This window comes from Microcystis sp. M049S2, from assembly GCF_020245625.1.
GTDB lineage: Bacteria > Cyanobacteriota > Cyanobacteriia > Cyanobacteriales > Microcystaceae > Microcystis > Microcystis ichthyoblabe_A.
Window position 1 is genome coordinate 1 of record NZ_JADBUN010000249.1, and the last position, 22874, is coordinate 22874.

The 22874-nt window shown below is 44.1% G+C and carries 20 protein-coding genes and 1 pseudogene; 12 read left to right on the plus strand and 9 right to left on the minus strand.

The features are described from left to right. Nucleotides 1–104 precede the first annotated feature (104 nt). The 4 genes from recJ to IM496_RS19455 form a co-directional block, all read right to left on the minus strand. Nucleotides 105–2069 (minus strand): single-stranded-DNA-specific exonuclease RecJ, encoded by a 1965-nt coding sequence (gene recJ, locus IM496_RS19440; protein ID WP_287662975.1) that lies wholly within the window; start codon nt 2067–2069, stop codon nt 105–107. A gap of 58 nt (nt 2070–2127) precedes the next feature. Next, nucleotides 2128–2769, minus strand: a complete 642-nt coding sequence (locus IM496_RS19445) for an LppP/LprE family lipoprotein (protein ID WP_194015055.1) — start codon at nt 2767–2769, stop codon at nt 2128–2130. Next, nucleotides 2766–3227 (minus strand): hypothetical protein, encoded by a 462-nt coding sequence (locus tag IM496_RS19450; protein WP_194015053.1) that lies wholly within the window; start codon nt 3225–3227, stop codon nt 2766–2768. The genes IM496_RS19445 and IM496_RS19450 overlap by 4 nt, the downstream gene beginning before the upstream one ends. A gap of 74 nt (nt 3228–3301) precedes the next feature. Next, a complete protein-coding gene (locus tag IM496_RS19455; protein WP_194015051.1) occupies nt 3302–5755 on the minus strand; it encodes a PAS domain-containing protein in 2454 nt (817 codons plus the stop codon). A gap of 182 nt (nt 5756–5937) precedes the next feature. Here IM496_RS19455 and psb32 point away from each other — a divergent pair, with 182 nt between their 5' ends. The 4 genes and pseudogenes from psb32 to IM496_RS19475 all read left to right on the plus strand — a co-directional run. Further along, on the plus strand, nt 5938–6621 hold the full coding sequence (gene psb32 / locus IM496_RS19460) for a photosystem II repair protein Psb32 (protein ID WP_287662976.1): 684 nt from the start codon (nt 5938–5940) through the stop codon (nt 6619–6621). 144 nt (nt 6622–6765) lie between these two features. Then, nucleotides 6766–7365, plus strand: coding sequence for a hypothetical protein (locus IM496_RS19465; protein WP_287662977.1), 600 nt, complete (start codon nt 6766–6768; stop codon nt 7363–7365). A 222-nt stretch (nt 7366–7587) separates the two neighbouring features. Further along, on the plus strand, nt 7588–8406 hold the full coding sequence (locus IM496_RS19470; protein ID WP_194015045.1) for a transglutaminase-like domain-containing protein: 819 nt from the start codon (nt 7588–7590) through the stop codon (nt 8404–8406). A gap of 514 nt (nt 8407–8920) precedes the next feature. Further along, nucleotides 8921–9030 (plus strand): annotated as a pseudogene (locus tag IM496_RS19475) (IS1 family transposase); the annotation flags it as partial. Nucleotides 9031–9217: 187 nt separating this feature from the next. Here the strand turns inward: IM496_RS19475 and dxs are convergent. Both dxs and larB read right to left on the minus strand, forming a co-directional pair. Next, the gene (gene dxs / locus IM496_RS19480; RefSeq protein ID WP_002803695.1) at nt 9218–11128 is read right to left on the minus strand and encodes a 1-deoxy-D-xylulose-5-phosphate synthase; all 1911 of its coding nucleotides are present in this window, start codon (nt 11126–11128) and stop codon (nt 9218–9220) included. 73 nt (nt 11129–11201) lie between these two features. Further along, on the minus strand, nt 11202–11972 hold the full coding sequence (gene larB / locus IM496_RS19485) for a nickel pincer cofactor biosynthesis protein LarB (protein WP_287662979.1): 771 nt from the start codon (nt 11970–11972) through the stop codon (nt 11202–11204). On the opposite strand from larB, the gene IM496_RS19490 reads away from it, so the two are divergent. Beyond that, the gene (locus IM496_RS19490; RefSeq protein ID WP_287662980.1) at nt 11964–12140 is read left to right on the plus strand and encodes a hypothetical protein; all 177 of its coding nucleotides are present in this window, start codon (nt 11964–11966) and stop codon (nt 12138–12140) included. The genes larB and IM496_RS19490 overlap by 9 nt on opposite strands. Nucleotides 12141–12261: 121 nt before the next feature. Here the strand turns inward: IM496_RS19490 and IM496_RS19495 are convergent, their stop codons facing one another. From IM496_RS19495 to IM496_RS19505, 3 genes are all read right to left on the minus strand, one after another. After that, nucleotides 12262–14010, minus strand: a complete 1749-nt coding sequence (locus tag IM496_RS19495) for a ribonuclease J (RefSeq protein ID WP_287662981.1) — start codon at nt 14008–14010, stop codon at nt 12262–12264. A gap of 242 nt (nt 14011–14252) precedes the next feature. Next, nucleotides 14253–15143 (minus strand): 4-hydroxy-tetrahydrodipicolinate synthase, encoded by an 891-nt coding sequence (dapA, locus tag IM496_RS19500; RefSeq protein ID WP_287662983.1) that lies wholly within the window; start codon nt 15141–15143, stop codon nt 14253–14255. A gap of 437 nt (nt 15144–15580) precedes the next feature. Then, nucleotides 15581–16618, minus strand: a complete 1038-nt coding sequence (locus tag IM496_RS19505) for an aspartate-semialdehyde dehydrogenase (RefSeq protein ID WP_194015039.1) — start codon at nt 16616–16618, stop codon at nt 15581–15583. Nucleotides 16619–16939: 321 nt separating this feature from the next. On the opposite strand from IM496_RS19505, the gene tig reads away from it, so the two are divergent. From tig to IM496_RS19540, 7 genes are all read left to right on the plus strand, one after another. Continuing rightward, nucleotides 16940–18337, plus strand: a complete 1398-nt coding sequence (tig, locus tag IM496_RS19510; RefSeq protein WP_104395800.1) for a trigger factor — start codon at nt 16940–16942, stop codon at nt 18335–18337. Nucleotides 18338–18841: 504 nt separating this feature from the next. Beyond that, a complete protein-coding gene (clpP, locus tag IM496_RS19515) occupies nt 18842–19543 on the plus strand; it encodes an ATP-dependent Clp endopeptidase proteolytic subunit ClpP (protein ID WP_002736918.1) in 702 nt (233 codons plus the stop codon). 7 nt (nt 19544–19550) lie between these two features. Beyond that, complete coding sequence (gene clpX, locus IM496_RS19520; RefSeq protein WP_287662985.1) at nt 19551–20885, plus strand: ATP-dependent protease ATP-binding subunit ClpX; 1335 nt, start codon at nt 19551–19553, stop codon at nt 20883–20885. A gap of 21 nt (nt 20886–20906) precedes the next feature. After that, nucleotides 20907–21113 (plus strand): hypothetical protein, encoded by a 207-nt coding sequence (locus tag IM496_RS19525; protein WP_002797389.1) that lies wholly within the window; start codon nt 20907–20909, stop codon nt 21111–21113. Then, on the plus strand, nt 21091–21420 hold the full coding sequence (locus IM496_RS19530) for a type II toxin-antitoxin system PemK/MazF family toxin (RefSeq protein ID WP_016516286.1): 330 nt from the start codon (nt 21091–21093) through the stop codon (nt 21418–21420). The genes IM496_RS19525 and IM496_RS19530 overlap by 23 nt, the downstream gene beginning before the upstream one ends. Nucleotides 21421–21425: 5 nt before the next feature. Beyond that, nucleotides 21426–22283, plus strand: a complete 858-nt coding sequence (locus tag IM496_RS19535) for an alpha/beta fold hydrolase (RefSeq protein WP_287662987.1) — start codon at nt 21426–21428, stop codon at nt 22281–22283. Between the two features lie 15 nt (nt 22284–22298). Beyond that, the gene (locus IM496_RS19540) at nt 22299–22523 is read left to right on the plus strand and encodes a peptidylprolyl isomerase (RefSeq protein WP_139374415.1); all 225 of its coding nucleotides are present in this window, start codon (nt 22299–22301) and stop codon (nt 22521–22523) included. Nucleotides 22524–22874 lie beyond the last annotated feature (351 nt).

The following is a 22874-nucleotide window of genomic DNA, read 5'->3' on the forward strand; positions in this document are numbered from 1 at the left end:
GAAACCCAACGCCCGCATAGTTTACGCTACCGCTAACCCATCCTACAAATAATTGTGCCTCCCTACTTAAAAACGGATTTGGTATTAGATTTATTCAGCCAGCCCTAGATAGCCAAAGCTTTGATGGCAACTTTAATTAAAGTATAAAAACGGGGTTCAGTCACGTTGACTTCTCTAGCTTGTTGCCGATTTTTGCCTAATAAACCAATGCGCTGCCCTTTCTGCACGACTAAAATATCGCCCTGTTCATTTTTGATGCGAATCTCATTTAAATCAACCCAAAAACTACATTGATACATTTTATCGGCGTGCATAAAAATTGCTTTTTTAATATTATCATTTTCTTGGGGTAATCGCACTCCCACTAATTCAATTTCTATGGTTGTATTACCATTCCAAGTATTTTCTTTGAGTTTATAGGCAATATCTAAACGAGTTGGTAAAGGACAATATTCGCCCCAACGCCATGCTAGGGCTTTAATTCTGGTATCATCCCTTTGAGCCAGCAATAATTTTAAATGATTTTTTCCGATAGTTTTCTGTTCCACTACTCGCACGTTAGGAGTCCAAAAAACGGGTAATTCATTCCCAATTCCCCAGGGTTGCAAACTATCAATTTGTTGAAAAAGTTGCAGGTTTATTTGTTTAAAGTCTAGGATAGTGTCAACTTTGATTAAAGGTTTTAATTGTTCTATTTGTAAAATTTTGTGAGAAAATTGACTTAATCTTTGTTTAAATGCTAGTAAATTAGCTGTGGGTAAACTAAAACCCCCCGCCATTTTATGACCGCCAAATTTTCCTAGTAAATCTTGGCAAAATTGCAGGGCTTCAAAAACGTGAAATTCTTCAATTCCTCTGGCAGAACCGCGAATTTTACCCGCATCTTCTTCCTCATAAGTACCGATAAAAACTGGCACTCCGTAGCGTTCCACCAAACGGGATGCCACAATACCAATTACCCCATGATGCCAATCTTTTTCGACTAAGACTAAAACCCGATCTTTTTGCCAGAGAATCGGCGTTTCCTCTACTAATTTAATCGCTTCTTCTTCAATTTTTTCGCACAATTCTTGACGGGTACGATTAATTTGTTCGCACTGCATCGCTCTTTCTAAGGCAATTCCTGCGTCATCGGTGGTTAATAATTCAATAACTATCTGGGGATCACCAATTCTGCCAATGGCATTAATTCTCGGTCCCAATTTAAAGCCAATATCATCCGGTTGTAATTGCTTTTGTTCCTCGCTAATTCCCGCTATTTGCATGAGGGATTGAATCCCGACTAATTGGGATTTGGGTAATTTTCTTAAACCCCGTTTTAACCAGCGACGATTTACCCCGATTAATGGGGCTAAATCTGCTATAGTGCCTAGGGTAAATAATGATAATAATGACTCGGTTAATCCCTGTAATTTACCCATTTTTTGGGCAGTTGTCACCGCTAAAATATAGGCGACTCCCACCCCCGCTAATCCCTGATAGGGAGAGTTCGGGGTTAATAATTTTGGGTTGAGAATAGCGGAGGCATTTGGTAAAATTGGCGGCAGATCGTGATGATCGGTGATAATAACTTTTAATCCTAATTCTATCGCTAGGGCGATCGGTTCGTGAGCGGAAATACCATTATCAACGGTGAGAATCAATCCGACTCCCGACTCGGCAAATTCTTCGACAATGCGCTGATTAATTCCGTATCCCTCTTTCATGCGACTGGGTATGGCATGATTTACCCTAGCGCCGAGATGTCTCAAGGCTCTTAGCAGTAAAGATGTACTGGTCATGCCATCGGCATCGTAGTCCCCACAGATAGCAATTTTATCGCCTCTGGCGATCGCTTTTACTAATAAATTGACACTTTTTTCTAAGTCGGGAAATTCCCCCAGGGGAGAGGGTAAGGTATCCACTTCAGGATCTATATAAGTTTTAGCTAATTCGGGGGTATCAATACCGCGATTAATTAAGATAGTTGCTAATAAGGATGATAATCCCATTTCTCGCGCTAACCCCTCGATTTTTTCGGAATTAGTTGCGGCAATATACCAGCGTTGGATGGGATATTTGTAGGGCATTTTTTGTTAAGTAAAAAGATAAGGTGCGTTACGCTGTGCTAACGCACCAAAAACAGGGTTAAAAGCGGATTTGGATGGCCCCAGCGGGAGGTTGAAAGGGGAGATTACTATTATTAATTCTCAGGGGAGAAGCGGGTACTACCTGCACATTTGGGGTGGTGGGTTGACTTTCGTTTGTACTCAGTAAAGTCAATTGATTAATACTAGAATTAATCGCAAATTGTTGGGTGATAACTCCCGACGGACAACAGGAAGGATCCCGGGGGAGAAATCTTCTCATATTGACGGTGATCGTACCATCTTTAGCACTAAGATTATCGACAATTACTCGATCGGCTAACAGGACAGTATCGGTGTTAGTGGCAGTACCGTTATTATCGATCACTAGGGCTAAATAATGTAATTGCTGTTGCTCTCTGGTAATCACTCTTAATACGACAATACCATCAGTCCTTTGATCATTATTATAGTCCCCCATCAAGGCTTCTCGACTGACTTGCACTCCTAAAATTTGTCCCTCATTGGATTGAAAAATACCATCGCTGACAATTACGGAACCTCGATTGGGAATGTTATAGACGGTATTTCTTAAATTATCCACGCTCAGGGGTGCAGATTGGGCAAGTAAGGGCAGAGAATTGTTTAATAGTAAACTGATACCCAGGAGGATAGATTGAGGCAAAACTGCTAATTTAATCATGGTTGTGATGGATTGGGTATATTTTCTTGAGTATCAAATAACCGCACGTTATTAATGGTACAAACCATCCCCTGTTGTGCCGCTAATTTATCTCGCCATTGGCTTAATTGTTGTTGACCATTACTACCATTTAACCAGTAAACTGTCAAGATGCCGATGGCTTGTTCTGGTTCACAGGAAAAGCCGAGAGTTTGAGCGGGTATATCGGCATTTCCTTCACCACATTGCCAACCTTGTTTTTCAATTAATTCTTTCCAACCTTGCACTTCTTTAGCAGCCACGGCAATGCGTTGATCCCCTCGATTACAAACCCAATTTCTCTGCTGGGTGGGATCATTCGGTAGATCACCAAGATTGGGGGAATTTTGCTTGATTGGGGGAAGCGAGGGGACTTGAGCATGAACGGAAAAAATCGGTAGTATTAGGAAAGTACCGACGAGCATTTTTAACAGTTTCATCCTTTAAAATTGCCATATTTAGGGATTTATGCCTTTAGAATATCACGTTTTTGAGGTATGGATAAAATACTCTCTTAAGATATGTTTAAATCTTTAATTATGGTTTCGATCGCATCAAAGGAAAATTCTCCGGCTAACTGTTGTAAACCTTGGGCAAGGGTAGCATAATCGGAGGGAATTTCTGCGGTTAGGGCGATAATTTTTTCATCATCACATTCTCGGGCTGCTTGTTGCAATTGTCCAATCCAGTCGGGACTGATTAATTTTAATAGGGATTGCAGGGAATCGAGGAAAACTGGCGAATAATTGGGCTGATTTGGCTCATTATCGGCATAAATATATTTTAATCCTAAATATTCGCCCATTTTTTGCCAAATAACTTCCTCTCGGAAAGGTTTACGCACGAAATCATCACAACCGGCGGCAATAACCAAGGCGCGATCTTCTTCAAAAGCACTGGCAGTTAGGGCAATTATCACCGTTTTTCCGCGATTATCAGCCTCTAACCGCCGAATTTCCCTAGTTGCTTCGTAACCGTCTTTAACTGGCATTCTCATGTCCATCCAGATAAGATGAGGTTGCCATGCTTGCCAAATTGCGATCGCTTCTTGACCATTAGCAGCCTCTTGCACGGATAATCCTAGGCTAGTCAGGAGTTTCAGCAACAGTAAACGGCTTTCTGGTCGATCATCGACGACTAATATGCGATATTTAGGCTGATTTTCGGCTAAAGCGATCACTTTTGCCCTATTGGTTTCGGTTTTAATCTCATTTTCCCCCACTAAACCTACCTGAATATCAAAACTAAAAACACTTCCTTGACCCAGAATACTACTAACTCCGATCGCACCCCCCATCAACTCAACAAATTTTTTACTGATAGGTAAACCCAATCCTGTCCCCTGTTGGGATTTTCGTCCCGTTTCCGTTTGGTTAAAGGGTTGAAATAGCTTATAAATCTCCTCTGGGGCGATTCCTGCGCCTGTATCTTCAATTTCCCAGAGCAATCGCTGGTAATCTCCTCTTTTCTCTCCTACTTTTCCCCGGAGAGTTACCCCTCCCGACTCGGTAAACTTTAATCCGTTACCCAAGAGATTGATGAACACCTGTCGCAATTTACTTTCATCAGTACATATATATTGGGGCAGATCGGAGCTGCGATCAAAAATTAAGCTTAAAGCTTTTGCCTGCGCTTGTGGACGGAGCATTTCGGCAATATTATCTAAAAGAGCGTATAAATCGAAATTACTAGGGTTAAAAACCGTTCTTCCCGCTTCTATCTTCGACATTTCTAGAATATCGTTGATTAACTCTAATAAATGTTCCCCGCTACGATTGACAATTTCCAAATATTGGCGATATTCACTGCTGATACTGCTATCCCGGTATATTAAGCGAGTAAAACCCAAGATAGCATTAAGAGGAGTGCGTAATTCATGGCTCATGTTAGCTAGAAACTCACTTTTAGCTTTATTTGCTTTAACTGCCGCTTCTTTAGCCTCTTTTAACTCTTTTTCCGCTTCATACCTAATTTGTGCGATCGCAATTAATTCTCCCAGCAACCGGACAAAGGTGACATCTTCCTTTGTCCATTGCTTTTCTGCACTTGCATCCAATCCCAGATAACCCACCGTTACCCCACAACTATCCCACATGGGAACGATTAAGAGACAGGGAGTAGGACTATGAGCGAGAATAGCTCTTTCAGGGATAGCAGTAGCGGGTAAATCGTCTAAAGAGTTCAGTTTAACTGGAATACCGTTTAATAATTGTTCAGAAAACCAAGGAAAGGTTTCCGTTGAGAGATTTTGTGATTGTTCCCGAATCGGGGTAACTTGCGGATAGTCGGGGTGACAGTATTCATAAACCATACTCCACTGCTGACGACAGGTGGAATATTGAATAATGTAACAGTGAGCGCTCTGGGTAAATTGACAGAGCAGTTCTAGGGTATGATTGATCGCCAAGTGGATATCTTGAGCAATTAGTAATCTTGTCACCCGCGAGAGCAAATTATCGCGATAGGCCTGCATTTCTAGGGTTTTTTCCCGTTTTTTGCGCTCATTAATATCCGTGTGGGAACCTGCCATGCGTAGAGGCTGCCCCGACTCATCCCAGAGAGCCTCACCCCGGGCTAAAATCCATTTATAACTGCCATCCTTGCAGAGGAGACGAAATTCGGCTCGATATTCGGGAATTTCCTGGTGAAGATATGCTTGCAAACAGTTAAGCATTCGATCAAGATCTTCAGGATGTAGTAAATTTTTCCATGTATCGAAATGATTGGCAATTTCCCCGTCACTATAGCCTAACATCTCCTTCCAGCGCGGCGAGACAAAGAGAGTTTGCGTTCTGACATTCCAATCCCAAATCCCGTCGTTACCCCCTTGCAGGATTAATTGCCAACGTTCCTTATGTTCCTGCCATTCCTGCTGAATTTGCCTAAAACTCTGCCTTTCCTGCTGCCAAGACTGGATAACAGCCTCTAACTCCCGTTTTTTAGACTCTAGTTCCTCAAAATCACTCATAATCAGTTATCAGTTATCAGTTAAAAGGGTTTGGGTGTTGGGGTTGTAGGGTTTTAGGGTATTAGTTGAATTTCCCCATCACCCCACTTCCCCATCACCCCGTCTCCCGTCTCCCGTCTCCCGACTCAAAAAACAGTAAACTTTTCCCCTATTATGTTCTATAGGAATTTTACCGAATCGATATGCTCAAATTATTAGCTTCTCTCCTTCTCTCCTGCTGTGTAGCCTTGGGTGTTTCCCTGTCACCAGCTGCTGCCATGGGAGTCTATGACCTCCCCATTTTAAGCCCCGGAGCGCCCACTTATGTGGTCGATCCCGTTGCGGCCATTAGTGCCGCTAACGAAGGAAAATTAAATAAAGATCTGAAAACCCTCGCCGAAAAAACCGGCCAGGAAGTGAGAATGGTGGTAGTCCGGCGCTTGGATTACGGTCAAAAAATTGACAATTTAGCTGATGATATCCTGAGAGAATGGTATCCTAATCCTGAAGATCGGACTAATCAAACTATCATCGTCCTTGATACTTTAACCAATAAAACTGCTATGCGGGTTGGCGAGGAAGCAAAACCCCTATTAACCGATGCTATTGCCGATAGTATCCTCTCGGAAACTATGGCAGTTCCCCTCAAAGATGGGGGAAAATATAATCAAGCTTTACTCGATGCTAGTCGTCGTCTAACGGCGGTACTTTCTGGAGAAGCGGATCCCGGACCGCCAGAAGTAGCGACAATTAATATCGAAAGTACCTTTACTACCGCAGAAGAAACTGACGATAAAAACGCCACGATTTGGGTGATAGTTTTACTGGTTTTAGCCACAGTAATCCCCATGGTTACCTATTTTTGGTACGCTGGTTTTGGTCGCTAAATTGAATTAATGATCTGGGACTGATACAGCTAAAATATTCTCAGAGATAGCTCAATTCTCAGCCTGTATGAGCAAGATAAAGTAACTTCTGGTAGTAGATTTTAGTTGTGTCAGTTCACCCCATTTGCTTAACCTTAATAACTAATGTCTAGACTTGTAAATAAATTACAATCCTATTATCGAGAGGAGGAAGGAACTTACTTAATTGAAATTAAACTTAATCAGTTACAGCAAGTCTTTAATTCTCTCGATCCTTCGCCATTCTTAGATAGAGATTTAGACGATAACGCCGAAAACTATATTATTAACTCTGTGGATGAATTTCCCCTAAATACTCCCCTTAAATTAGTCTTTTATCTCCCCAGTACAGAACAAAACACCGCCCGACATCTGTTACCCTCAGCGTTACATAATTATTTTGACTATCGCCAACAGGTAGAACAAAGAAAATTACGCATGATTTGGCGACAGGGACGCATATCTTTGCTAATTGGCCTCTCCTTTCTTTTTGTTTGTTTGAGTCTCAGCGAATTAATTAGTCGTTTCGGCACCGATACATTTATTCACTTCTTAGAAGAAGGATTATTAATTAGTGGTTGGGTGGCCCTCTGGCGACCTTTAGAAATTTTTCTTTACGAATGGTGGCCCGTCAGTTATCAACAAAAGATTTTTGCTAAACTGGCCTACATCCCCATTGAAATCCGTCTATTAGAGGAACCATCCACCCCGGACTCTTTTCGATAGATCTAATCCTACCGATGGCTTGTGTTCAAAGTTACAAAGCTTTTATTTGAAGCAGTTTATAATAAAAGTAACTCTGTACAAAGCTTATCGGTTTTCAGCTTGGCTATTACTTTCTCCTCAAACTTTTAACTAAGTAGTCGGGCCTAACTTTTTTCAGTCTGGCGATTATTGGCGTTTCATCTCTACCAATCCTGACAAAATTTCATTTAGATAGGAGTCCTAATGTTAATCCATGTTGGTTATGAATTTGGCTTTGATGCCCCCTTACCCGTGGTCATGTTGTTAAAACTTTATCTACACCCCTCAATTTTAAATCAAGTTAGACAATCGGAAAATTTGCAGGTGGAACCAGCAACAAAAATAGAGGAATTTTTAGATAGCTTCGGTAATCGAACCAGTCGTCTAATTTTACCCGCCGGACAGATCCGCATTTACAATGAAGCAGTTATCGAAAATGAATGGAAACCCGACATCGTTAATTGGAATGCCCAAGAAATTCCCTTAACAGAGTTACCAACCCAAGTTTTTCCCTACTTAATGAGTAGTCGTTATTGTGAAGTAGATTTGCTTTCGGAAATTGCCTGGGAACTTTTCGGACAAACTCCCCCCGGTTGGGCAAGAGTACAAGCGGTTTGTGATTGGGTTTATAGTCACATTCGTTTTGGTTACGAATACGCGCGAGTGACAAAAACCGCCTATGATGTCTATCGGGAAAGAACGGGGGTTTGTCGCGATTTTAATCACCTAGCTTTGACTTTTTGCCGTTGCCTCAATATTCCCACCCGTTATGCCTCCGGCTATCTCGGAGATATCGGCATTTCTCCCCAACCCCTACCGATGGATTTTAGTGCTTGGTTTGAAGTCTATTTAGACCATCAATGGTACACTTTCGATGCTCGTCATAACACCCCCAGAATCGGGCGAATTTTAATGACTCGCGGCTTAGATGCGGTCGATGCTGCCCTAACAACTTCTTTTGGTCAAGTAAATTTAACAAAATTTAAAGTATGGACGAGCGATGTTTCTTACCTCTATGCTTAATCAGAGTATTTATAGCGTTTTTCAGTCTGCTGAGGTACAAAAGTTATGGGTTTTAGGCAAAAGGCAAGAGGCAAAAGTCAAAAGGGAAGAAAAATATGTGTACCTCACTAGCTTAGGAAACTCTATATTTAACCTCTTGCATAATTAATTGTTGAGGGTTCAAAAACAGCAAAAATAAGGATTAAATTGCATGAAAGTGCCAGCCATTGGAGTGAACGGGGGGAATAAAATCCGGTAATGATTCGGTAGTAGTGCCGTAGCCCTCTTGCTTACCTGGTATGAATTGTGTAAAATATTTATTAATAAAAGTAATTGGAACCCGATCAGTCTTTAAACCTCTAGCTTGATCATGACTTTTCTGATAAATATCTTTTTCTGGCTCCTGTCTGGCTTACTCAAATATCATACTAAATTCGGTTATTAAAAACTGATTATTTATTCCCCCTTTTGCCTCTTGCCTTCTGCCTCTTGCCTCTCCTCATAACTAGCCTGTACTCAACGGATTTAGTATAATACCTTTCGACAAAGGATTTCTCGGCTGGTGAGAGAGAGTCTATCTTTCTCTAAAAAAATGGAGAATCACGTTGGGGAACCCTTTGGTATTTTATCCATGACTACAATGCACAGCAAAGCAAAGGATTAAGCCACCATCACTACTACCGAATCACCACCAAAGTACGGCGAAGCATTCGGATAGAAAATCTACGGTTTCAGCGATAGGTTATTGTCCGAATGCTTCGCCCTATCTAGACCAAAAAAAGCCAGTCTTCCCTAATTTTTCGGGAAAACTGGACAAGCTAATCTTGAGATTTTAACCGACGTTAGCGGTTTGTTTTTGGCTAAAAAATGCCGCTAAAACCTGTTGGGCAATCTGGGGACTGGTTAAACCCAAATCAGCGAAGGATTCCTCTGGTGTTGCGTGGTCCACTAATTTATCGGGAACCCCGAAACGCTTGACCGGAACTAAAATATTAGCATCCTGTAAAGCTTCCAAAACCGCAGAACCAAAACCACCCATCAAACAACCTTCTTCTAAAGTCACCACTTTACCAAGACGTTGGGCAAGGGGAAAGATAAGTTCTGTATCAAGGGGCTTGACAAAACGAGCATTAACCACTGTGGCTTCGATACCGTGTTCGCTGAGGATTTCGGCCACCTGTAGGGAAGTGTTGACCATAGTGCCGTATCCTAACAGGAGAATATCATCACCACTGCGGAGAATTTCGCCCTTACCGATGGGTAAAGCTTCCCAACCCTCTTCCATCAGGGGAACCCCTAAACCGTTGCCCCGGGGGTAACGCATGGCAATGGGGCCGCTGGTATGATTAATCCCCGTTACGACCATTCTTTGCAGTTCCGCCTCATCTTTCGGGGCCATAATGGTCATATTGGGGATACAACGCAGGTAGGCGATATCGTACATCCCTTGGTGGGTCGGTCCATCGGCCCCGACAATACCGGCCCGGTCCATGCAGAAGAAAACCGGTAGATTTTGAATGCAGATATCGTGAATAATCTGATCAAAAGCCCGCTGTAGGAAAGTAGAGTAAATAGTGACAACCGGGCGCATTCCTTCGCAAGCAAGACCACCAGCGAGAGTAACGGCGTGTTGTTCAGCAATTCCCACATCGATATACTGTTTCGGTAGTTTTGCCTGAAATTTATCTAATCCCGTCCCGGTGGCCATAGCGGCGGTGATACCGATAATGCGCGGGTCATTTTCCGCTAATTTAGTGAGAGTATGCCCGAAAACTTTGGAATAAGCGGGAGGTTTCGGTTTACTGGAGGGAATCGGTTTACCCGTGGCTAAATTAAAGGGATTTTGGGCATGATAACCCACTTGATCTTTTTCGGCCCATTCGTAGCCTTTGCCTTTAACGGTGGCAACGTGGACGAAAACCGGTCCGTGGACCTTATGGGCCTGTTTAAAAGTGGCGATTAATTCGGGAATATTATGACCATCAATCGGGCCAAAATATTTAAAGCCCAATTCCTCAATCACTGCGCCAACTTTGGGAACTGCTAACCGTTTCATTCCTTCTTTGACTCGTTCCATTTCGGGAGTGAGGGAGTCACCGAAGAAGGGTAGATTTTTAAATTGTTCCTCGAGATTATCGGCAATAAACTGGACGGGTTCGCTTAGACGAACTTTGTTGAGATAGCGGGAAATTGCCCCGACGTTGGGGGAAATGGACATCTCGTTATCGTTGAGGATAACCATGATGTTGGTATTTGGTAAATGTCCAGCATGGTTAATCGCTTCTAGGGCCATACCTCCGGTTAAAGCGCCGTCCCCGATGATCGATACCACCTTGAAATCTTCCCCCTTGGCATCCCGGGCTAAAGCCATTCCTAACCCCGCAGAAATGCTCGTGGAGGCGTGTCCAGCCCCAAAATGGTCAAATTTGCTCTCGCAACGTTTTAGATAGCCCGCAACGCCGTTTTTTTGGCGCAGGGTGTGAAAATCGTTATAGCGACCGGTGAGGAGTTTGTGCGGATAAGCTTGGTGTCCCACGTCCCAAAGAACTTTATCTCGATCGAGATCGAGGGTTTGGTAAAGGGCGATCGTTAGTTCTACAACTCCTAACCCGGGTCCCAAATGTCCACCGGTAGCGGCGATCGTCTGGAGGTGTTTTTCGCGAATCTGACGGGCAATATCTTCTAATTGACGGAGTGATAAACCATGTAACTGGTTGGGATGAGTAATTTCACTTAGGTGCATATCGGCTTCTTTTTCAAAGTAGTTTATCCCTATACCAACTGTATAGGATTTCCAGTCGGAGATGAGTAAAAATCTAAGCTAATCTGGCCGCCGTGCGTAAAATTTGGCCGGCTAACATGGCAGCCCCAAAACCATTATCTATATTAACCACACCGATGCCGACCGCGCAGGAATTGAGCATAGTTAACAAAGGAGCAATACCGCCGAAACTGGTTCCGTAACCGATACTGGTGGGAACGGCGATCACCGGGCGATCAACTAATCCCGCTACCACACTTGGTAAGGCTCCTTCCATTCCCGCAACAACAATTAACACATCGGCGGCATCCAGTAGATGGCGATGATTCAAGAGGCGATGAATTCCCGCTACTCCCACATCCCAGAGACGCTGCACGGCAAAACCGCATAATTGAGCAGTAACCGCCGCCTCCTCCGCTACGGGAATATCGGCAGTTCCCGCCGTTAGGATGGAAATTATCCCTTTTGGGGGATTTTCTGGAGCGGCTGCGGCAATGGCACAGATGCGGGCTAAGGGATAATAAACTAAGTCTGTTACCTGTTCCTGTAGCTGGGCTGCTATCTCTGCTTCAATGCGGGTGGCCATAACCACGGGACTATTTTGACGCAATACACCGATAATTTGGGCGATTTGAGCGGTGGTTTTACCCGGTCCCCAGATAACCTCCGGAAATCCCGTTCTTAATTGACGATGATGGTCAATTTTAGCAAAGTCTTCCACCGGTTCAAAGGCCAGATGTTTAAGTTTATCTAAGGCTGTCTCCGGGTTAATTTCTCCCCTGGCAACGGCGGTCAGCAGCGATCGCAAATCGGCAGCATGGAACATGGTCAGTTATCAATGGGAAGTGGGGTGTGGGGTGTGGGGTGTGGGGAAGTGGGAGAGTGGGGAAGTGGGGAAGTGGGGAAGTGGGGAAGTGGGGAAGTGGGGAAGTGGGGAAGTGGGGAAGTGGGGAAGTGGGGAAGTGGGGTGTGGGGGGATGGGAAGGATAAATAAAAATAATCTCCTGTCTCCTGTCTGGGAGTCTCCTGTCTGGGAGTCTCCTGTCTGGGAGTCTCCTGTCTGGGAGTCTCCTGTCTGGGAGTCTCCTGTCTGGGAGTCTCCTGTCCCACTGCTATTAGGAGGCCATGGTAGCTGCGGGACGACGGCGGCGATAAGTACGATTGTTCGCTGGTTCCGTTGCCGCCGCTTGCAGGAGGAAAATCACTAGAGGTTGACTCTTTAACTCCCGTTTGATTAAACGTTGCAAAGTCGTCTCGATTTCGTCCCGCAAACCGGCCCAATCTGGGTCCCCCGTCGCAGTTTTAAATTCACCGATGCGATCGCTTAAACAGCGTTCGATCGCCCGAATAATTAACTGATTCAGCAGCGAGATTTCCACTTTTGTCACCACACCGCGCAAATTAATCTCTGGAGGTGCGCTTAATTGCCCCTCAGCGTTAACGAAGGCGGCGATCGTAATCACACCATCTTCGGCTAACTGTTGTCTTTCCTGCATAATGTGTTCGTGGACTACACCCGCTTGATCAACTAACTCGATTCCTGATGGCACTGGTGCGCCGAGGCCAATGCGATCGCTAGTTAACTCGATCGTGTCACCATTTTTGACAATTACCATATTTTCGGCGGGAATACCCATACTTTGGGCCATCTGAGCGTGTTTGACCAGCATTCGGTGTTCTCCATGCACTGGCACAAAAAACTTCGGCCGGGTCAAAGATAGCATCAATTTATGGTCTTCTTGGGAACCATGGCCGGAAACGTGAATTCCCTTATCGCGTCCGTAAACTACGTTAGCACCCTGCATCATCAGGCGATCAATTGTATTGACCACAGCGATCGTATTACCCGGAATCGGATTAGCGGAAAAGACAATCGTATCTCCCTGACGCACGCGAATATGAGGATGTTCACCCTTAGAAATCCGCGTCATGGCCGCTAAAGGTTCCCCCTGGGATCCTGTGGTTAAAATAACGATTTTTTCATCGGCTAAATTGCGGGTCGCTTTCAAGGGTTCAAATAGATCGTCGGGACATTTTATATACCCCAAATTACGCGCATGAGCGATGACATTTAACATCGATCGACCCACTACCACCACTTTCCGGTTAAATTTCTGGGCCAATTTCAACACCAGATTAATCCGATGCACCGAGGAAGCAAAGGTAGTGATCATAATCCGTCCCGTTGCTTGGTTAAAAACCCGCTCTAAACCGGGATAAACGGAAGCTTCCGAGGGAGTATAACCGGGTACTTCTGCGTTAGTGGAATCACTCAATAAACATAGCACCCCTTTCTCGCCATGTTCGGCAATTTTTTGCAGATCAAAAAATTCGCCATCGACGGGAGTATGGTCAATTTTAAAATCTCCTGTGTGAATAATTATCCCTAAAGGAGTGTGAATTGCTACACAAAAACTGTCGGCGATCGAGTGGGTATTGCGGATATATTCCACCGTGAAAGATTTACCTAAACGCACCATTTGCCGAGGAGCAACGGTTTCTAATTTGGTACGATTTGCTAATCCTGCTTCTTCCAATTTATCCCGCAATAAGGCCATGGCTAGACGCGGACCGTAGATAATTGGTACATCAAATTGTTTGAGATGGTAGGGAATGCCACCGATATGATCTTCGTGACCGTGGGTGACGATCATACCCTTAATTTTATGGCGATTTTCTCTTAGATAAGTCATATCGGGAAGCACTACATTGACCCCGTGCATATCATCGGAAGGAAAAGCTAAACCGGCATCCAAGAGAATAATCTCATCATCGTATTCAAAAACACAGGTGTTTTTGCCGATTTCGTGTAATCCTCCTAGGGGAATGATCTTTAGTTTTGCTTGGGTTTTATCTTGACTCATTAGGTATCCTTTGATGGTAAGTTATGGTGATTTTTCAGGTGGTTTTTGTGGACGGGAAATCTCAAAAAATGAATAGTTAGAATAAGTCTAACTAGGGAAATAACACCTAGTTAAAGTCACTTAGTATCAATACTTTCTAGCAGTTCTAAACTATATTTCTTTTATTCTAGTGAAGCTATTAACATTATAACCTATTTCTCGAAAAAATCCTAGTTTAGTTAGCCAAATTTTCTAGTATTTTTCTAGATTAAAGCCAATTCTCGCATAATTTTTGCTAATCCTTCTTCTAGTTCGGGACTTAAGGAACATAAAGGAAGTCTTAGACCCCCCACTTCCCAACCGACTAGATTTAAGGCCGCTTTAATTGGAATTGGATTAGTGGCACAGAATAAACCTTTAAACAGGGGAAATAATTTCAAATTAATCTCGATCGCTTTGGCAGCATCTCCAGTTAAGAAAGCTTGAATCATCCCTTGGATTTCTTCTCCCACCAGATGACTGGCAACACTGACCACTCCCACCGCACCACAGGTCATTAGGGGTAAGGTGAGAAAATCATCGCCGGAATAAATAGCGAAATTTTCAGGAGTATGACAGTAAATCTTACAGGTTTGTTCTAAATTACCACTAGCTTCTTTTACCGCCACAATATTATCAACTGCTGCCAGTTTAATAATCGTTTCTGGGGTCATATTTTGACCAGTACGACCAGGGATATTATAAAGCATCACTGGCAGATCGGGACAAGCTTTGGCAATGGCACAAAAATGCTCATATAAACCCTCTTGGGGAGGTTTATTGTAGTAGGGAACCACTTGTAAAGAACCATCTAAACCCAGTTTAGCAGCCTGTTGGGTCGCTTCGATCGCTTCGGAAGTGGAATTAGAACCCGTCCCCGCAATCACTTTTCCCCGACCATTAACCGCTTTTTTGACAATACTAAATAGTTCGTATTCTTCCTGCCAACTTAGGGTGGGTGATTCTCCCGTCGTCCCACAGACCACTATACCATCGCTACCGTGGGTAACTAGATAATCGGCCAATCTTTCTACCATAGCATAATTAACTTGGCCCTCGACAGTGAAGGGTGTCACCATCGCCGTAATTACTCGTCCAAAATATGTTTCACTCATTGATTCAGTTATCAGTTATCAGTTATCAGTTATCAGTTTCTGAAGGCAAGAGGCAAAAGAAAGAATCTGGCAATCCCCCTACCTAAAAAGAAGGTTAGAAACTAAGTACGTCGATGCTTTCAGCTTAACAAATTAAGTTTTAGATTCGGTCTTTGTTATCGGTTTTTGAGCGATCAACAATCAGACTTTATTTATCCGATTAATTAGCTATTTTTCTAGTTAACCTCTTCCATAATTAATTTTTGAGGGTTCAAAAACGGCAAAAATAAGGATTAAATTGCCTAAAATCTGTAAATAGACCATTTAATTGATTATTATTCATTCTTAATCCTCCTGACTACTGACTACTGGCTCCTAACCCTAACAACAATTTTTGATTTTTACCAGAGGTCTAGTTATTATCGCCTCGATCTAGCTGATGGCTGATCGCTTAATTATCAAACTGTTGCTAATCTTGAACCGACGAGATTTTTCTTGACTAAAAGTTCCGCAATTTGTACAGCATTTAAAGCCGCACCCTTGCGAATTTGATCGCCGCATAGCCACAATTCTAGACCGTTAGGATGGGATATATCTTGACGAATGCGTCCCACTAATACTTCATCACGACCGGTGGCATCAATTGGCATGGGAAAATAATTAGCGTCCCAATCTTCCACTAATTTTACCCCCGGAGCGGACTGAAGAATTTCTCTAGCCTTCACCACAGAAAAAGGCCGACTAAATTCTAGGTTAACCGATTCCGAATGGGCCCGCAGCACGGGAACCCTCACACAGGTGGCACTAACCCGCAGCTCTGGGCAAGCAAAAATCTTGCGGGTTTCGTTGACCATTTTCATTTCTTCCTCGCAGTACCCTTGGCCATTAATCGGGGTATTGTGGGGAAAAAGATTAAAAGCGAGGGGATAGGGGAAGGAATTAGTGGGAGGTTGCCGATTATCAAGAATTGCTTGCGCTTGCTGTTTTACCTCCTCCATGGCTCGCGCTCCAGCACCACTAGCGGACTGATAAGTAGAAACTACTACTCGCTCGATCGCCTGTACTTGGTGGAGAGGCCAGATCGCCACTCCTAAAAGAATTGTCGTACAGTTGGGATTAGCGATAATGCCCCGGTGATTGTCCACACTGTCGGGATTGATTTCCGGGACAACTAAAGGCACTTCGGGATTCATGCGAAAAGCGCTGGAGTTATCGATAATCGTCGCACCCGACTCGACAATAGTTTTCGCCCAAGCTTTCGAGGTGGACCCCCCCGCAGAAGCGAGAACTATATCCACGTCCTGAAAAGATCGCTCGTTTACCGCTTCGATGAGGAGACTTTCGCCCCGAAAATCGAGGGTTTTTCCAGCAGAACGCTCAGAAGCCAGTAATTTTAGACTAGCGAGAGGGAAATGACGACTAGCTAATAACTCTAGTAATTCCGTTCCCACGGCCCCGGTGGCCCCTAAAATAGCGACCCGTACTTTTTGACTCAAATTGTGTGACCTCCTGACGAGTTGGGTGATGATGATCCGAAGAAATCGTTAAAGTAAAAAATCTTTTTTGTCCACCGAGTTATTCTCAAGCTTGGATTGATCGGCTTTTGATCAGCAAAATTTTCTGATTGGGCTTAACTGCCCCAAGGACGGAATAAATTAAATATACCCCATTGACCGCTAAAATAAAAAGATTGTGACAGCTTGGGGAACAACTGCAGCTATTCCCCTAGAATATCATGAGCGGGACGGATTCACCGCAGGCGTAAACACCGCTCACCCTATTATAAACGTTCCTTGTCGTAAGAGCTAGAAAAATCAATGAAAGTTATTCAGGAAAAGCTTCCTGCCAGTCAGATAGGTTTAGAAATTGAAATTCCCGCCGAAACCACGAAAAACACCCACGAGAAAGTGGTAAATAATTTAGCGAAGTCGGCCAATATACCCGGTTTTCGCCCCGGTAAGGTTCCCCGTCAGATTCTTCTGCAAAGATTGGGAACTAAAGCGGTAAAAGCGGCAGTAATTGAGGAATTAATCGAAAATTGCCTCGAATCTGCCCTAAAACAGGAGGGGATCGAGTCCCTGGGTAATCCCCAGCTATTGTCTCAGTTTGAGGATTTGATCGCTGCCTATGAACCGGGTAAAGCTTTGACTTTTTCAGTTTCCGTGGATGTGGCCCCGACAATTATTCTCGGAGATTACGAAAATCTGAGCGTTACTGCCGAAGAAACCGTTTATGATCCCGAATCCGTGGAAAATTGGTTTAAAGAGCGTCAAGAACAGTTAGCGACATTGGTTCCCGTGGAAGATCGCGGGGCGCAGCTGGGAGATGTGGCGATCGTTGATTATCGGGGAAAATCCGTCGAAACTGGCGAGGATATCCCGGATATTGACGGCGAAGATCTGCGGGTGGATATGGAAGCAGGACGCTTTATCGAGGGGATGGTGGAAGGAATTGTCGGCATGAAACCGGAAGAAGTCAAAGAGATGACTTTAACTTTCCCAGAAGATTATCCCAAAGAAGATGTGGCAGCAAAAGCGGTAATTTTTACCATTACGATGAAAGAGTTAAAGGCAAAGGAATTACCAGAGCTTGACGACGATTTTGCCCAAGAAGTCAGCGATCAGGAGACAATCGCCGAATTAAGAGCAAGTTTAGAGAAACGTTTCCAAGAACAAGCGGAGAAGGAAACCAAAGACAGCATTTATGAGGCCTTAACTGAGGAATTGGTCAAAGGTGCGACTTTAGATTTACCGGAGACGCTGATCGAAAAGGAAGTGACGCATATTTTGACCCAAAGCTTCATGGAATTTCAACAAATGGGGCTAGATGTCAACCAGTTGTTTACAAAAGATAATATTCCCAAAATGCGGGAAAGCACCCGTCCCGATGCGATCGAAAGTCTGAAACAGACTCTGGTGGTGCAGGAATTGGCTAAAGTCGCCGGCATTGAAGTCAGTCCCGAAGCGGTAACGGAAAAAATCGCTAATATCATGGCCCAATTGTCCGATCGCGACATAGATAGGCAGCGTCTGGAACAGGTGATCACCGAAGAAATCCTGGCGGAAAACACCCTGGCATGGCTGAAAGGAAAAGCTACTATCACCCTCGTCCCCAAAGGTTCCCTAGAGGAAGAAACAAGCGAGGAGGAGGAAACGGAAGAAACCTTCGCATTCACCGAAGTGGAAGTGTTGGCAGCTGAGGCTGAGGAAGAATAACCGTAAGGAGTTAGCAGTCGTGTTGGGGTGTTGGGGTGTTGGGGTGTTGGGGTATTAGTTGAATTCCCCCATTCCCCCATCCCCCCATTCCCTGATAACTCAGCAATTCTAAATTTGCGCTGTAGCAAGGGTTTCAGGTTTTAGTTCACGTAATACGGGGTAAAATTCAACGGGATTAACAAGTTCATTTTACGAGTCTTCAGGCTTTTAGGCATGATAGTACACTCAGAATTGCCCCAAAAACCCCCTTTTAAATGTTCTTTAAATCCCTAAAAGGCTTGCTGTGTCTAAAACTGATAACTGATAACTGATAACTGATAACTGATAACTGATCACTGATAACTGATCACTGATCACTGATAACTGATGACTGATTCCTGCCAACCGGGGGAAACTTAGGGCATAATAGATGGACAGAAGTGCTAAAGATGCTTAACATTTGCCAGTAAAAGCTCCACAGCCAAGCAAAAACCCTAAGATTGTGATAGCGGAACCGAAAAAATTATGCTCGAATCGAGATCACCTGACTACCCAATTACCAGTAATTGTCGCCCTGCTATCTACGCCAACACGGGGAGAAACTCCCTAGCTAACGTTTTACCCGTGGTAATCGAACAGTCTGGCATGGGTGAACGGGCTTTTGATATCTATTCTCGACTCCTGCGCGAGAGAATTGTCTTTCTGGGAACCCCCGTCGATGATCAGGTCGCTGATTCGATCGTCGCCCAACTCCTCTACTTGGAGGCAGAAGATCCCGAAAAGGATATCCAACTTTATATCAACTCCCCCGGTGGTTCCGTTTATGCCGGACTAGCTATCTACGACACCATGCAACAAATTCGCCCCGACGTGGCGACAATTTGTTTCGGTTTAGCCGCTAGTATGGGAGCATTCCTGCTTTGTGGTGGCGCGGCAGGTAAACGGATGTCCCTACCCAGTAGCCGGATCATGATTCACCAACCCCTCGGCGGCGCCCAAGGTCAAGCTAGTGATATCGCCATCCAAGCCAAGGAGATCCTCTATATTAAACAGAGACTCAATACCATGCTGGCTCACCACACCGGTCAACCCTACGATCGCATCGCCAATGACACCGAACGGGACTTTTTCATGTCGGCCGTCGAAGCCAAAGAATATGGGTTAATCGATCTGGTGATTTCCCGTCCCGAACTGCCCGATCCTACCGTTCCCGTTACTTCCCTGTAAATAAACTATGTCTAAGTACGACTCCCACCTCAAGTGTTCATTTTGCGGCAAATCCCAGGAACAAGTGCGAAAATTAATCGCCGGGCCGGGGGTCTATATTTGTGACGAGTGTGTGGAACTGTGTAACGAAATTCTCGATGAGGAATTGATGGAACCGCCCAGTCCGGTCGCCCCAGTGGAGGAACGTCCCAACAAACGGCGATCGGGCCAAAACAAAACCACTTGGGAACAAATTCCCAAACCCAGAGAGATTAAAAAATACCTCGATGACTACGTTATCGGTCAAAATGAGGCGAAAAAAGTGCTTTCTGTGGCCGTTTATAACCATTACAAACGCCTCAAAGATATCCAAACCCAAAAAGCCGGTGGCGGTAGTCCAGAAGATAGCATCGAACTGCAAAAATCTAATATTCTGTTAATTGGTCCCACAGGATCGGGAAAAACCCTTCTAGCTCAAACTCTGGCTAAAATCCTCGATGTACCTTTTGCTGTCGCCGATGCCACCACTTTAACCGAGGCCGGTTATGTGGGGGAAGATGTGGAAAATATTCTCTTGCGTCTGTTACAAGTGGCAGATTTAGACGTGGAAGAGGCGCAGCGAGGCATTATCTACATCGATGAAATCGATAAAATTGCCCGCAAGAGCGAAAATACCTCGATTACCCGAGATGTGTCCGGAGAAGGGGTACAGCAAGCTTTACTGAAAATGTTAGAGGGAACGATCGCCAATGTTCCCCCCCAAGGCGGCCGCAAACACCCCTATCAGGATTGTATTCAGATTGACACCAGCAATATCCTGTTTATCTGCGGTGGGGCGTTTGTTGGTTTAGATAAGGTGATCGATCAGCGTCTCGGTAAAAAATCCATGGGCTTTATTCAACCGGGAGATGGCCAAGCTAGTAAGGATAAGGTAGCGGCAGGGTTATTAAAACAAATGACTCCCGATGATTTAGTCAAATTTGGCATGATTCCGGAGTTTGTCGGTCGGATTCCCGTTCTAGCGGCACTGTCACCCCTGGATGAGGAAGCTTTAATCGCTATCCTGACGCAACCCCGCAACGCTTTGGTGAAACAGTATCAAAAACTGTTGAAGATGGACAATGTACAGTTAGAGTTTAAATCTGATGCCGTCCTAGCGATCGCCCAAGAGGCCTATCGTCGCAAAACCGGGGCCCGGGCCCTACGGGGTATTGTCGAGGAATTAATGCTCGATGTCATGTACGAATTGCCCTCGCGCAAAGACGTGAAACGCTGTTTAATCACCCGCGAAATGGTGGAAAAACGTTCCACGGCAGAGCTATTGGTTCATCCTTCCTCTATACCCAGTCAAGAATCCGCTTAAGGGGAAAAATCGAGGTTAACCATGCTGAACACCGTTCCCGCGATCATCAAAGAAGGCCGGATCGAACTCCTCGAATCCGTGCCGATTCCAGAGGGTACTAGGGTTTTAGTCACCCTCATCCCGGAGGAGACAAACTCGGATTTCTGGCAAAAAGTCAGCGAAACTGCACTGGCTAAGATTTGGGATAATCTGGAAGACGACATCTATGAACGATTACTCGAAGCTTGAAATCGTTCTCGTTCGTTATCCTTTTTCAGATTTAGCGGACGCTAAAATCAGACCGGTTATCATTGTTAGTTCTCCTCACCGTTCACGGGATGTTTTTCTGGTTCCCCTTACCAGTCGCATCAATAATTTACTGGAGGGCGAGTTTTTGCTGGAAGATTGGGAGAACGAGGGATTGAATGTGCCGACGGCCGTTAAGCGGGGGATATACACAATCCAACAAGATTTACTCCTTAAGAGAATCGGACGACTATCGGACACAGATGCGCGACGTTTGCAAAACTCTTTACGAGGATGGCTAGGTATTTAACTATCATGAAAACTCAAATAATCGATCAAACAATCACTGTTCGCGGTGTTCCCCACTATTACGAGTGGATTCGGCAATCGGAATCTGCCCAGAAAAAGCCAGTGATGGTGTTTATTCATGGTTGGGGAGGATCGGGACGCTATTGGCGATCGACTGCTGCGGCAATTTGCGATCGCTTTGATTGTTTATTGTACGATATGCGGGGTTTTGGTCGGTCTAAATTGCCAGAAAAATCCCCCGATCTTTCCTACGATTTAGAAGAATATGCCCTTGATTTGGCCTTGTTTTTAGATAGTTTGGAAATTGAAAAAGTCTATCTCAATAGTCACTCTATGGGGGCATCGGTGGCGACTTTTTTTATTACTATGTACCCCGAAAGAGTGGTCAAAGCAGTTTTAACCTGTAATGGCATTTTTGAGTATAATAAAGCGGCTTTTGCTGCCTTCCATAAATTCGGTAAGTATGTGGTACAGTTTCGTTATGATTGGTTTTTAAAAGTACCTTTTGCCGATCGATTATTTATGGCGAGATTTTTGCATCGATCAATCCCAAAATCAGAAAGAATTGCTTTTTTAGAAGATTTTTTAGCGGCAGATTACGAGGCCGCCCTAGGCACAATTTATACATCTGTGAGTAAAAAAGCAGTGGAAATTATGCCTGGTAAATTTGCTGAGATTAAGATACCAACTCTTTTAGTATCAGGGGAAAAAGACATTATTATTCCTGCCAAAATGGGCAAAATGGCGGCGGATTTGAATAATAATATCCAGTATGTGGAGATGGCTAATACTGCTCACCTCCCCATGTTAGAAGATGCCCCTATTTATCTACAAAAATTGCAAGATTTTTTAGAAATTAATTAGGGTTTGCTAGGGGAAATGAGTTTCTATGATGTGGCTCACAAGTATATTGAGGATAAAGAGTTACGCCGTCAGGGTGGATATTTGGGGGTACAGCGTCGCCAGGATTTAAAACCAGAAATATCTGCTGCTGTGTTTGCTACGAAACCTCCTCAGTTGCTTAAACCTATTGTGAAAGCTAAAGGGATAAGCTTGATTTTAGTGGAGGAAATTATACAGCGGAATTGGATGATAAGTACCTAAGCAAAATTAATTACACATATCTAACTACCTCTTACCTTCTGGGCTCTTCTCAAATTTGTGTGATAATTTTTGCTTATGTAAGGTTAAATGCTTACTGGTCAGGACTTTTAGGACTATTTTGAAAGAAGAAACTATCAGTATAGACCTCGTTTCCACACAGAAACCAGAAGAGCCATAAATAGAACTCTTGCAAATTAATTATATGTTATGATGATGGGTTAACTAATTTTCCCAAAAAAATTAGTTAATCAGTACATTCGTCCTGAATGAAAACTTGAAGTTTAACTTTTAACTCAAAACTCTTTAGAGCTGCTTTAATTTGGTTATCAAAACCTCTTTATTTAAGCGGCA